This window comes from Flavitalea antarctica (assembly GCF_054461535.1).
In genome coordinates this window covers 53,240-65,674 of sequence record NZ_JBTLQG010000006.1, presented here as the reverse complement: position 1 = coordinate 65,674, position 12,435 = coordinate 53,240, and the positions used below count along the sequence as shown (strand labels likewise).

11 protein-coding genes are annotated in these 12,435 nt (G+C 41.6%); 4 read left to right on the top strand and 7 right to left on the bottom strand.

Annotated elements, in window-relative coordinates; all coding sequences use genetic code 11:
- Nucleotides 1-159: 159 nt before the first annotated feature.
- The 3 genes from ACX0G7_RS08230 to ACX0G7_RS08220 all read left to right on the top strand — a co-directional run bounded on the left by ACX0G7_RS08230 (nt 160) and on the right by ACX0G7_RS08220 (nt 1,870).
- Complete coding sequence (locus ACX0G7_RS08230) at nt 160-603, top strand: Hsp20/alpha crystallin family protein (RefSeq protein ID WP_458922967.1); 444 nt, start codon at nt 160-162, stop codon at nt 601-603.
- A gap of 22 nt (nt 604-625) precedes the next feature.
- Nucleotides 626-895, top strand: coding sequence for a CBS domain-containing protein (locus ACX0G7_RS08225; RefSeq protein ID WP_458922966.1), 270 nt, complete (start codon nt 626-628; stop codon nt 893-895).
- A 276-nt stretch (nt 896-1,171) separates the two neighbouring features.
- Nucleotides 1,172-1,870, top strand: a complete 699-nt coding sequence (locus ACX0G7_RS08220) for a hypothetical protein (RefSeq protein ID WP_458922965.1) — start codon at nt 1,172-1,174, stop codon at nt 1,868-1,870.
- 66 nt (nt 1,871-1,936) lie between these two features.
- On the opposite strand, the gene ACX0G7_RS08215 is transcribed toward ACX0G7_RS08220, so the two are convergent.
- The 6 genes from ACX0G7_RS08215 to ACX0G7_RS08190 all read right to left on the bottom strand — a co-directional run bounded on the left by ACX0G7_RS08215 (nt 1,937) and on the right by ACX0G7_RS08190 (nt 9,490).
- Nucleotides 1,937-3,520: a sensor histidine kinase gene (locus ACX0G7_RS08215; RefSeq protein ID WP_458922964.1), complete on the bottom strand. Its 1,584-nt coding sequence runs from the start codon at nt 3,518-3,520 to the stop codon at nt 1,937-1,939.
- 533 nt (nt 3,521-4,053) lie between these two features.
- Nucleotides 4,054-4,731, bottom strand: a complete 678-nt coding sequence (locus tag ACX0G7_RS08210; RefSeq protein WP_458922963.1) for a BON domain-containing protein — start codon at nt 4,729-4,731, stop codon at nt 4,054-4,056.
- A gap of 190 nt (nt 4,732-4,921) precedes the next feature.
- Nucleotides 4,922-5,599, bottom strand: coding sequence for an ABC transporter ATP-binding protein (locus ACX0G7_RS08205; RefSeq protein ID WP_458922962.1), 678 nt, complete (start codon nt 5,597-5,599; stop codon nt 4,922-4,924).
- A gap of 1 nt (nt 5,600) precedes the next feature.
- A complete protein-coding gene (locus ACX0G7_RS08200; RefSeq protein WP_458922961.1) occupies nt 5,601-6,860 on the bottom strand; it encodes an ABC transporter permease in 1,260 nt (419 codons plus the stop codon).
- On the bottom strand, nt 6,857-7,942 hold the full coding sequence (locus tag ACX0G7_RS08195; protein WP_458922960.1) for an efflux RND transporter periplasmic adaptor subunit: 1,086 nt from the start codon (nt 7,940-7,942) through the stop codon (nt 6,857-6,859). The genes ACX0G7_RS08200 and ACX0G7_RS08195 overlap by 4 nt, the downstream gene beginning before the upstream one ends.
- Before the next feature lie 294 nt (nt 7,943-8,236).
- Nucleotides 8,237-9,490, bottom strand: a complete 1,254-nt coding sequence (locus tag ACX0G7_RS08190) for an ATP-binding protein (protein ID WP_458922959.1) — start codon at nt 9,488-9,490, stop codon at nt 8,237-8,239.
- A gap of 387 nt (nt 9,491-9,877) precedes the next feature.
- Here ACX0G7_RS08190 and ACX0G7_RS08185 point away from each other — a divergent pair, with 387 nt between their 5' ends.
- Nucleotides 9,878-10,699, top strand: a complete 822-nt coding sequence (locus ACX0G7_RS08185) for an adenine nucleotide alpha hydrolase family protein (RefSeq protein ID WP_458922958.1) — start codon at nt 9,878-9,880, stop codon at nt 10,697-10,699.
- Nucleotides 10,700-10,951: 252 nt separating this feature from the next.
- On the opposite strand, the gene ACX0G7_RS08180 is transcribed toward ACX0G7_RS08185, so the two are convergent.
- Complete coding sequence (locus ACX0G7_RS08180; protein WP_458922957.1) at nt 10,952-11,998, bottom strand: zinc-dependent alcohol dehydrogenase family protein; 1,047 nt, start codon at nt 11,996-11,998, stop codon at nt 10,952-10,954.
- Nucleotides 11,999-12,435 lie beyond the last annotated feature (437 nt).

Here is a 12,435-nt window from a genome sequence, read left to right as displayed (position 1 = left end):
TCATAGTCAAAGAATCATAAATGACTGGAAGAAATTTCAGAAGATGGTAAAAAGCTCGCGACTGAGTAAGGTCAGTAGATGTGTTGATATAAGTCCTTTTTGTCCGGGTTATCCTATGGTAGCTTTAACTACACATAAATCAAAAAAAAGGAGGTTTTTATGTCAACAAAAGCAATTACCAAGTCAACCGATTTGCCATCAGTATTTGATGACTTTTTCAAGCCCTGGAACGAGTGGTTTAACAACGGCTTGCAATGGTTCAAACCCATTTCGATGCCTCCGGTAAACATCACAGAAGATAAAGATGGTTACAAGGTTTCGCTGGCAGCCCCCGGTTTGAAAAAAAGCGATTTCCATATTGATCTGGAAGGCAATATGCTAACAATCAGCAGCGAAAAAGAGGAGAGCAAAGAAGAAAAAGATGAAAAATTTACACGAAAGGAATATAACTATTCGTCATTCAGCAGAAGCTTTACTTTACCTAATGATGTGAAACAGGACAAAATAGAAGCAACTTATGAAGAAGGTGTTCTGAAATTACAACTCCCAAAAAAAGAAGAGGCCAAACAAAACGATATGTCCAGGCAGATCGCCATAAATTAGGGCGGTTGGAACCGTGAATAGATTGGAGATTGTTAAAGCAATTGCTGAAAAAAAATATGGTTTATTGGTAAGAGACCTTATGAAGGAAAATCTTACCGTTTTTAGTGGAGATGATTTAATCGAAACAGGTCTTGAAGAACTTGCTGTCAACCCAGAGCGTGTGTTTCCGGTTCTTAGTAATGGTCATTCAACAGGAGTGATTAATCTTAATTATCTGATAGAATATCTTCTTATTCATAAGGCGGATTCAAAAGAATTTGCGAGGATCAAATCACTTGCCGGACTCATTTAGACAGCATCACTCGAAATATATTGACTGATCTGATCATCAGATTCAAGGATTTGAATAATTCTGACGCCCCAGTTAATACCCGGGCGGTATTCTGACAATATAAATGCAGCAATAATTTACAAATATTAAAATCAGGTTATGGAAAATATTTTGTTAGCGATTGATGTCAATGAATCTTATACAGTCCCGGAATTCGGATGTTGGTTGGCCAGTATCACGAGATCCAGGCTAACTGGAGTCTTTCTTGATAATATAGCCGGAATTTTAAAACCGACAATGAAAACGATTCTCGAAGTACCTTATCTTGAAACGATTGTTTCTGGCGATTTTCCTGAAACTCAAAGGAGAAAAAAGCAGTTTACTGAATATATGCGAATGTTCGGGGAAACATGCGATCGGAGACATGTGCGTTGGGGATGGCATCGCGACAGCGGATTGCCCCTGGAGGAACTTATCGGTGAAACCCGGTTTGCTGATTTACTGATTGCAGATCCCGGGCTTAAATTTGATGAATCTGATCATGGCTTCCCCAGCCATTTTATCGAATCATTACTTGTGAAATCCGAATGTCCTGTGATCATGGCACCATCTTCCTTTGAAGGTATAGATGAAGTGATTTTTGCCTATGACGGCACTGCTTCTTCTGTATTTGCAATTAAACAGTTTACGTACTTATTACAGGAATTATCAGACAAACGTATGATAGTTATTCAGGCCCACAAAGATGGCAATTTAACTATTGACGAAAAAGCAAGGATAGGAGAGTTGTTGCAACCTCATTATTCCAGCGTTGCTTTTCACCCAGTACAGGGAGATTCCCGGGATGCATTGTTAGACTATTTACTTGGTAAGAAGAATGTGTTCCTCGTGCTCGGATCTTACGGGGGAAGTATGCTTTCAAGATTTTATCATAAGAGCACAGCATCGCGACTTATCAGAACTTTTGATATTCCTGTGTTTATTGCCCACCGGTAATGACTTTCAGTTCGTCCTGAAGTTACCCATCTTTTGCACCTGAGTTTTGTTGCCAGCAACTATTATTCAGATCGCAGCCGGAAATTCTATAGTGAAAGTAGAGCCTACGTTTTCCTGGCTGGTAAAATATATCCTTCCACTAATGAGTTCGATATATCTTTTAACGATATTGAGACCAAGGCCCGTGCCCTGGGTATATCCCACATTTTGTGCTCTGAAAAATTTTTGAAAGAGCTCTTTTTGTGCTGTTTCCGGTATTCCTATTCCAGTATCCTTTACGGAGATGATTATTTTCCTGTCATTCTGCTCTGCATGCAGATATATCATATTTCCTTCCTGAGAATATTTGATAGCATTCGATATAAGATTCAACAGGATATTTAATAAGATATTTTTGTCTTGTGTTATATCCTGGATCGCCGGACAAGTATAAATGATCGTTTGATTATTTTTTTTCAATGATAAATCTACTTCTTCGAGAATATCTTCTATAAGTAAATTCAGGTTAAAACAAGCCGGTTTTATTTCAATCTTGCCTTGTTCCAGTTTATCAACCGATAGAAAATCGTTAAGAATGATTGTCATATTTTTTACCGACGACTTTATCCGATCTATATGCTTTTGGCGCTTATCCTGATTTTCCGGTGCAGAATAGCGCTCTACGAGAGACGTGCTCGACAATATCGCACTTAGAGGGGTTCGGAATTCATGGGAAGCCAGCGATACAAAGCGTGACTTCATCTCGTTCAGATCAATCTCTCTTTGTAAAGCCTGTCGAAGCGCCTGGGTTCGTTCCTCAATCTTTTGTTCAAGGTCATTGTTTACTTTAAGTATTTCTTCCTCGAACAATTTGCGTTTAGTAATATCACTTCGTATAGCTAAATATTGGTAGGGCTTCCCTTTCTCATTAAGGAAAGGTATAATGGTTGTATCTACCCAATAAAATGTGCCGTTCTTGGCTTTGTTTTTAAGTTCGCCCCGCCATATCTCACCACGGGCAATAGTCTGCCATAAATTTTTTATAAAATCTTTTGTATGAAAAGTCGAGTTGATAATTCTGTGGTCTTGTCCGAGCAGTTCTGACTCAGTATATCCTGAAATCTTGCAGAAGTTTTTGTTAACGTGCTTAATAATGCCCTTCTGATCAGTGATGGCCACAATACATGCTTCGTCGAGCGCATGTTTATAATCGGAGATTTCAGAATAACTTTGTTTTAACTGGGCCTTGAACTTTGTATTTAACTGACGGATTTCTTCTTCAACTGTTTTCCTCTTAGTGATATCGCGCGTTATTTTGCCATAGCCAATAAGTTCTGCGTTATCATCTATGAGTGCTGTCAAAATAATTTCAGCCCAAAAGATGCTCCCGTCTCTACGTCGCCTCCAATTTTCAATGACCAGTCTGCCATAGTTACGAGCCAACTCAAGATTTTTCTCCGGTTCGCCATTCAGCACTTGCTGTTCAGTATAAAATACACTAAAATGCTTGCCTATTATATCTTTCGATGCGTAACCTTTTATTTCTTCTGCTCCTTTGTTCCACGTGATGATAACCCCACTAGTGTCTAGCATGAATATTGCCTGATCGTGTATGCTTTCTATTAAAAGCTGCAGGGTTGGCTGAGTACGCAATATAGTCTCATTTGTCATCTGGAGTCATTTGAGTGTGATATGTAAATTGTCTGGATTATCGACCGGCCGGAGACCGTAATATGGAGCGCGGGAGATGTAGATTGCTGATACTAAGCTACTAATTTTACCTGAAAATCATTCTTTTTGAAGTCATTTCGGTGGCGTGCCCGCCAAAAATTTGGATTAGTTTTTGCGCAAATTAAGTTTTTGGCTTTCCGATACTCAGGAAGTTCTAAACTTTTATAAACCAATCGCAGGTGTTGCCCGGGGGTGTTTGATTCATGCCGTGCGGTCGCCGCTTAACTTTGTAACTCCCTCAGCGTTAATCGTTGTTTGCTGAAATGCAAAAGCCAAGGCCTTAAAAACGTCCAGGCGGTGTGTAATCCGCTTAAAGCGTTCTTCTTGACCTTAGTAACTGTAGCTTGTTCAGAATGTTTCTTGGGGTTGCAGACACTGGTATTGTTCGGGAGACTGTTAAGATCGTGCGTTTAAGATAGAAACGCCTTTGACTTGTGGGCAAAGGCGTTTTAGTCAGAATTTAAACTGGGTTATTACCGGTATTCCACTGCCAGTTCCGGAGTTTCAACTTCAAGTTTACTTTCAATAGTATTTACTCCAGGTGCTGCCCATGCAGCACGCTCTGCGTCATGTTTTTCTGCAAATGAACGGACCTTTCCACGAAGCGTAACCCTTGCGCCCGATACGTCGACCTTAATGTTTGCTGCATCCACGACCGCGCTGCGTTGAAATGCGGCAATAATTTTTTGTTTGACTTCTGTTGGGGTGGTTTTAGGCTTTACCTTGATCAGGTTAAGGATGGATTTGATTCCTGCAAGATTCTGGATAGTTGATTCAGCACTGACACGCTGATATTCCCATTCCACTTCTCCTTCCAATCTTACGTTGCCGTCTTCCACCTTGATTTTGATTTTTTCCTCCTGGATGGCCGAATGCCATTGCAGAGCATTTAAGATTGCCTGTGCTAATTCTGTGTCATTCCGGCGATTTGCAGGAGAAACACCAATCTGTATATCTTCTGCAACTGCTTTTACGCCTGAAACCCTTTTCGCAGCATTTTCAGCGGCTAACTTTTTTGCATAACTGTCAACCTGGCCCGATAATGTCACTATTCCATTTTTTACAGCAACACCTATTTCCGAAGCATTAATAAAGGGTTCCCAGTTCAATTCGTCCTGGACATCTTTCTGAATTTGAATATCAGTTTTCATTTTTAATAAATTTTAATGGTGAAGAATGTTGGTTGATTTCTACGAAGAAACTTTGTTTGGGAATAGAAATCTATGATATTGATTAACGGTTTTTGTGATACTGGTCATGAATCACAAATTGGTACTATACCCAATCGACAGTACCGCCTTTTAATGGCTTTCGGAAGTGGTATTGAACGGCTGTGACCCGTCAAAACGCAATCATAGCATCATCTATCATGATGGTTTTATTGGTTCTCTTCGCAAAGTCCTGATCATGTGTAACTATCAGTAACGTTAAACCTTTAGTAATCGCCAGGGACTTAAAAATTTCAAAAACTATTTCCCCGTTTTTTTTATCGAGATTACCCGTAGGTTCGTCTCCCATTATGATACATGGATCATTGATAAGTGCGCGGGCGATAGCCACTCGCTGTTTCTCGCCCCCGGAGATCAAATTTGCTTTTTTGAGTGCAATATGTGCTATGCCAAGTGTTCTCAACTTTTCCATAGCCTGAAATTCAATTTCCTGTTTGCTAAACCGGTTTAATTTTAATGCCGGAAGCATAACGTTTTTCAATACGCTAAATTCATTAAGCAGGTAGTGGAACTGGAAAACGAATCCTATCTTTTGATTTCGTATTTGTGCCAGTTCGGGTTCTGTTTTATTCCGCATAGGTTCGTTATCAATAAATAATTCACCCTCATAGTCGGTGTCCATTGTTGACAATATATAAAGCAGGGTAGACTTGCCACAACCCGATCTCCCGGTGATCGAAACGAATTCGCCACGGGGGAGCGTAAAACTGATGTTCTTCAAAACATGTAAACCGGCAGGACCGCGAAATCTTTTATTTATGCTTCTTGCTTCGAGAATGGTATCATTCATATTATTTTCCCCTTATAATGATAACCGGATCCAGCTTACTCGCTTTACGCGATGGAAGCCAGCCCGCTATCAGTGTGGTGACTATTGAAAATAATGTACCCGTAACATAAAGAGCCGTCGTATAATTTACCGGGTATGTTTTAACTGTCGGCAATGAATTTGTAGTAAAAGGAATCTGGTCGATGAGGTATGAAAAACCAAAGCCTAACATTAGACCTGCGAGCCCACCGGTGACTCCGATACTTAAAGCGATTAACAAGAAGATCATCTGAACATCCAAACTTGCGAAACCTGTCGCCTTCAGGATAGCAATTGCATCCATCTTATCATAAATCATCATATTGAGAATGTTGTAGATTCCAAATCCTGCAACAATCAACAGTGTGACCCCAACCGCATATGCAATGACAGTTCTTATAAAGCTTCCTGTTTCAAATTCCTGGTTGGCTGTCTGGATATCTTCTGACTGGCAACCAAACAGCATCGCATATTCCCTGGACAACATTGGCGCTGAACTCATGTCTTTTAGTTTGATTTGGATCTCGGTAATGTAACTGCCAGATTTGCCGAGGAGCTTACGCCCCGTGTTTATCGAAACATAACTCTGCACTTTATCTATTTCGTTAATTCCAGATTGAAAGTATCCAACAACTTTTAATGAAAGCATTTCACCTTCAGGAGTGGTAACCTGGATGACATCCCCCGGTGAGGCGAGCAGTTTTTCAGCGAGCGAAATTCCAAGGATAATGCTATTCGGCACTTTTTCAATGTCGTCTGCTTTGCCGGTAATTATGTATTCGTTGAACCGGAACAGCCGTGACGAAGGCTCGGCCTCAATGCAATTAAGTACTCCAGTAATGTCGATGGTACTTGCATTAAAAAAAACAGGAGATTTAACGACAGCGGTAACTCCGGCGACGCGTTGATCATTTGTCAGATACCGCATAATTGCTATGCCATTGTGAATATTTTCCCGGTTATTCCCCGGCTTAACGGAAGATATGAAATGATATGCATTCTTATACTCTGACGCCAACTGGATCGGTTGCGTCTCACTGGGGTGTATTTCATTGAACAATCTGATATGCGGCGTCCGGTTAAGCACGAGACCATCCAACAGATCATTTAAACCCGTCATGAAGCCCAATAACGCAATAAAAGCACTTATACTGAACGTCACCCCGATCGCAGCTATCAGTGTCTGTTTCCAGTGGGCCAGTGACAAAGATTTCGCCACGGAAACCAGCAGTTTGAGATTCATTGGTCAGTTTTAAGTATGGCGTCATTAATGCTCAATCCCTCCAGAACTTCCACTTTCTCGAAATTTTTTAAGCCAGTCTTTATTTTTACAAATTTTTTATTACTTAACAGCACAAAGTCGCCTTCGCGAAGGCAGGATCTTGGAATTGTCAGGGCCCTACCTTGTTCACGAATCAGGATGTTTGCTTCGCACGTAAGATTTGGATAAAGGACCGGCGGTAGCTCCAGGAACTCAGCCTCGACAGTGAAGGTTTTTGAACGTTCATTCATAACAGGTTTTATCTTCCTGATTACAGCTTTGTACACCTGCTGCTTATAGCTATCCATTCCAATAACAGCTTTTTGACCAGTTTGAATTTTCGCGACGTCATATTCATCAATTCTCAGTTCGATGATAAATTGATTTGCACTGCCTATCATTGCAATCGGAACCTGGGTATTAACCATTTCTCCTTTTTCTTTCATTATCGAATACACTTTACCATCAATAGAGCTTTTAACAACATAGTCGGCTGAGATGGATCTTGATATTTCGAAATTTCTCTGCGACTGACTTGCCTGGAATCGAATTTCCTTTTGAAGGTCATTGTAAGCCAGTTGCGCCTTTTCCAGGGCATACATTGAGTTCTTGCAGGCTAATTCCCGTTGCTCAAGCTCATTACGTGTTCCGATTTGCTGACTCCATAGTTTCCTTTGGCGCTCTAATAGCAGGAGATCGTTTTCCGATTTTAACCTCGCCTGATAGATCTGGGTTTCCAGCTGGGACAGTTTAAATTTATTTGAGGGTAAGGAAAGATAATCTACGGTAGCCCGGGCCTGTTCAGTATTTAACCGTGCCGTAAAATCGGATAACCTGAGAATGGGCTGATTTTTCCTTACAATCTCGCCCTCATGTACCAGTTTTTCAGCTACCAGGCCGTTTACGGCCGGGAATACGTCATACTGGTCTTTACTTTTGATAATACCGGAAGCATAGATGGACTCAGTGATGCTTTCCTCCTTCGGATAAATGACCACGGCGCGGTTATCGCAGGATAACGACACGATTAAAACTACAGATGCAAAGCGGGATAACTTATGCATAGAAATTATGTGGTGGGTATTTGTATAAAAAGATAGGCTAAATCGGAACCGCATTAACTGACTTTTGTCATATTTCAGACTAACTTTTACCAGTGATGTACAAACATTAAAGCCAGATACGCCGGCTTGCATATGGGCATAAAAACTTCATCAACGAGTTTGTCAGGCGTTTTGGTTTCGATAATCCTGATCTTCCGTTCTTTAAATTAGATGAGGTTTTCAGATTTGAAGTCGCTTATTGATCTCCATTGCTAACATCCTAAAAAACACACGTTTAAGCATCCCTGTCAATGATTATTGCCGGATCTGTTTTGAAAAATTAAGATCGGGAAATGTGCACTCAAAGGTGGTCCCCCTGTTCAATTCACTTTTCACCCGGATATCGCCTCCGAGCAATTCGATATATTTCTTAACGATATGAAGGCCAAGACCCAATCCTTGGATGTTTGTTGCATTCTTTCCTCGAAAGAAGTTCGTAAACAAAAGTGGCTGATCTGTTGGGGAAATGCCGATACCCTGATCGCTTACTGAAATAGCCAGTCTATGGCTTAGCATTTTTGCACTGATATTTATTTGTGCATTTGCATCGGAAAACTTTATCGCATTTCCTATCAGATTAATCAGGATATTTCTCAGCATTGTTTTATCTGTGCAAAACTTGCCCGACGAAGCATTTTCCAACAACAATTTTTGACCTGGTTTTTCTGCGCCGGTTAATTCATTCAATAATTGGGAGAGCAACTCATCGACGTCAACAATTTCGGGTTGCGGTTTAATTTTCCCGTCCTCAAGTTTGCCCAGAGAGAGAAAATCTTCCAGTATCTGGTTCAGATGTTTGACCGAATCTTTTATTCTTTTGATATGTTTTTCACGCTTATCCTGATCGGCAGGATCGGTATAATGGCCCACAAGGGCTGCAGAGGACAGTATGGTACTCAATGGTGTGCGAAACTCATGAGAAGCAAGTGACACGAAACTTTTTTTTAACTCATTAAGCTGTTCTTCTTTCTTAAATGCGTCATCCAACTCTTTTCTAGATTCTTCCAGTTTTTCAAGCGCCTCTTTTAAAATTTTAGTTCGTTCCTCTACTCTCATCTGAAGTTCTTCGTTAAGTCTTTGCATAGCCATTGCCATGTTTTGTAGTTCGCTTTGTTGAGCCTGAAGATTAATTTCAATGTTCTTCCAAGTGGTTACGTCAACAACAAACACAATAACAAAGCGTTCTTTGTCTTTTTCATAAAACCCAATGCTTACTTCTAACGGAAGCTCCGTGCCATCGTTCCGCCTACCATGTAAATCCTGTCCCGGACCCATGATTCTGTCCGGGTAATCCTTGTAAAAAGGTTTAGGCATGTGGGCATGATCATTCCTTACCTTCCTGCGTAAGAGTGTTTCAATCGGCTTACCTATCACATCCTGGGCGGGATATCCAAACATTCTCTGCGCGGCCGGATTGATCAGGACAATATTGCCACCCCCGTTGGTCAGAATAATGCCTTCGGTGGCATACTCAAATAATGCTGTTAGATATGTGGGATCGGGCTGCACTAATCAAGTTTTAGATTTGAGCTTTATGATTGATCATGCAAAATAAGCTCAGAGTTCATTTTATCTAACAAAGTGACTGGGTAACAATTGCCACCAGGCATCGATAGATCGGTCCCTGACAAAGAGGATGAAGCACGTAGGCTAAAATGGTATTGTCATGGTCCACTATGTTTCCAATTTCGTGGTTTGGTATAGTTCCCGTATGTAAAATACCTTTTACCGGGATCCCCAGCTATGACCTGCATCATTTTCAACGATGCTTTTTGTTTCACAAACCCGTGGGACCAGGTTTTATCTTCTTTGAATGACGATGGTCAGTTGCTTATATAATGTTTGTCATTGCGTATAGCCGGGTGTTGACATAATTTTCGATTCTAAATTTACTATATGAAAAAGGTGCTCATCGCTTTTGACGGAGGTAATTTTTCAGAAGGCGCTTTTGCATTCGCTTTGAAAATGAATAGTACACAGCCGCTGTTACTTACTGGCGTGTTCCTGCACCAATTGGACTATGCAAATTTGTGGACTTATGCGAATGCCGCTACACCTGTGTTTGTGCCTCTGGTTGAAGCCGATGAGTCTGTGCTAATCGAGCGAAATGTTGCGCGTTTTGAAAGCAGTTGTAAACGTGCAAAAATTGATTATAAGGTTCATACCAATGTCAGCGATTTTGCCTTACCTGAGTTAAAGAACGAAACCAGGTATACCGATCTTTTGATTGTTGGTAGCGAAACCTTCTATTCGAATATGAGTAAGGCGGAGGTAAATCTTTATCTGCAAGACGCGTTACATGAAGCGGAGTGCCCTGTAATAGTAGTACCCGAAGAATACGCTTATCCGAATAGTAATATCCTGGCTTACGATGGGACGGCGTCGTCAGTATTCGCAATCAAACAATTTACATACCTGTTTCCGGAATTTACCAGGAATCCAACTTCCCTGACTTATGCAACGCGTGATTACTCAGGGGCGTTTCCTGAACATGAAAAAATGCAGGAACTCGTTGCCGGCCATTTTACTGATCTCAACTTGTTGAACCTGGAGCTGGATCTGAAAAAATACTTCGCAGTATGGATGAGTGAAAAAAAAGCGGCTATCCTGGTTTGTGGATCCTTCGGCCGGTCGGGACTTTCAAGGATGTTGAAATCGAGTTTTATTGCCGATGTAATTGCCGACCACAAGATTCCTGTGTTTATAGCGCATAGATAAATCAATCACAAATACGCCTCGCGTTGTGCGTTCGCAATATCAACCTCACAACGACCAATAGAGTTCCTCTATGATGTTTTTACATCCACCCATACCTCCCGGTGGCCGTAATGATATTCGCTGATTGCCGCGGGATATAGAAAGTGGCGCGTCAGTAACCCTGGTCAATGCAGATGCCACAATCCATGTCGAAATTTGAAGTTGGCAACCATCAAAAGGGCTATCAACTTTTACTGCCTGCTGATGAATGGATCACTCAGCGTTAGTCATAATTATTTTCAGGGCTTTCTCTGAAGAAGCATTTGCGAAGGTCTCGTACGCCTGCATTATATCTGACAGTTTGAAATGATGGGTAATAAGGCTATTCGGATTTATCTTATGACTCAATACGGTCTTTAATAACATGGGTGTGCTAGCGGTATCAACTAACCGGGTTGTTATCGTTATGTTTCTCGACCACAGCGTGTCCAAAAATAATTCGACACTTTTACCATGCACGCCTATATTGGCTATATATCCACCAGGCGCAACAATACGTTCGCAGATTTCAAATGTTGAGGGAATACCCACGGCTTCCATTGCTGTGTCAACGCCGGTATTTTCTGTCAATTCCATCACGGTTTGAACGACATTTTGACGGTTACTATTAATAATTTCAGTGGCCCCAAATGACCGTGCAACATTCAGTCGGTTGTCGTCAACATCGACCATTATGATGCTTGCGGGTGAATAAAACTGAGCGGTGAGTAAAGCCGCCAGTCCAATCGGGCCGGCACCCACAATGGCTACGGTTGATCCGGGTTTTACTTGCCCGTTGAGTACTCCACATTCAAAGCCGGTTGGCAGTATATCGCTTAACATAACCAATGCTTCTTCGTCGGCGCCTGGGGGAATCCGGTACAAGCTTGTCTCTGCGTACGGTATCCTTACAAATTCGGCCTGAGTGCCATCGATGGTGTTACCAAGTATCCAACCACCATTTTCACAATGCGAGTACATCCCTCGTTTGCAATACCCGCATTTTCCGCACGATGTTATGCATGAGATCAATACGTGGTCACCCTTTTTAAATTGGGTAACGCCAGATCCTGTTTCTTCGATAATCCCTACGCCTTCATGTCCAAGCGTTCGACCATCGGTTACCGTTGGCACGTCCCCCTTCATGATATGGAGGTCGGTACCACAAATTGTAGTTTTTAATATTCTGACGATAGCATCTGCGGCATGCGTAATGGAGGGTGTCGGTTTTTCCTCCCATGATTTTTTGCCGGGGCCATGGTAAACAAGGGCTTTCATCATCGGTCATTGTTTGCTAAAAAGACATGAACTATTACAATATAAAGCTGGTCAATGTGTGAGAGAGTGCCAATGAAGTAAGTCACCCCAGTACTTGACAATCGTCATATTCCGGCTCCATTGGTGCGTGCAATTTTCCAGCAGTAAGATGGAAGCAGGCTTTTCCCAGGAATCTAAAACATGGTAAGTTATGGAGCATGGGCTTTTATGTTTTCGTTGATGGGTTCTGTACCCGCCATTTTATGCCGCCACTGGTTTCCAGTGGCGCTCCGCTGAGCACACGTGATCCTGGTATCCTGGCTGCGCTTGTTATCAACATGATCTAGCTGTTTTCCCTGATTTGCCTTTTAATGGTTGAAACCGTTAGTAGAGAATTCAGAATTTTATGCCGTCGGGTCCATTAGCCGCTATTCATTGGTATAGTATGAATCTTGATAGTA

Bases quoted from the DNA above. Each gene is read 5' to 3' on its own strand.
- ACX0G7_RS08230 (WP_458922967.1), top strand. From the start codon at position 160: ATGTCAACAAAAGCAATTACCAAGTCAACCGATTTGCCATCAGTATTT.
- ACX0G7_RS08220 (WP_458922965.1), top strand. From the start codon at position 1,172: ATGAAAACGATTCTCGAAGTACCTTATCTTGAAACGATTGTTTCTGGC.
- ACX0G7_RS08215 (WP_458922964.1), bottom strand. From the start codon at position 3,520: ATGACAAATGAGACTATATTGCGTACTCAGCCAACCCTGCAGCTTTTA.
- ACX0G7_RS08210 (WP_458922963.1), bottom strand. From the start codon at position 4,731: ATGAAAACTGATATTCAAATTCAGAAAGATGTCCAGGACGAATTGAAC.
- ACX0G7_RS08205 (WP_458922962.1), bottom strand. From the start codon at position 5,599: ATGAATGATACCATTCTCGAAGCAAGAAGCATAAATAAAAGATTTCGC.
- ACX0G7_RS08200 (WP_458922961.1), bottom strand. From the start codon at position 6,860: ATGAATCTCAAACTGCTGGTTTCCGTGGCGAAATCTTTGTCACTGGCC.
- ACX0G7_RS08195 (WP_458922960.1), bottom strand. From the start codon at position 7,942: ATGCATAAGTTATCCCGCTTTGCATCTGTAGTTTTAATCGTGTCGTTA.
- ACX0G7_RS08185 (WP_458922958.1), top strand. From the start codon at position 9,878: ATGAAAAAGGTGCTCATCGCTTTTGACGGAGGTAATTTTTCAGAAGGC.
- ACX0G7_RS08180 (WP_458922957.1), bottom strand. From the start codon at position 11,998: ATGATGAAAGCCCTTGTTTACCATGGCCCCGGCAAAAAATCATGGGAG.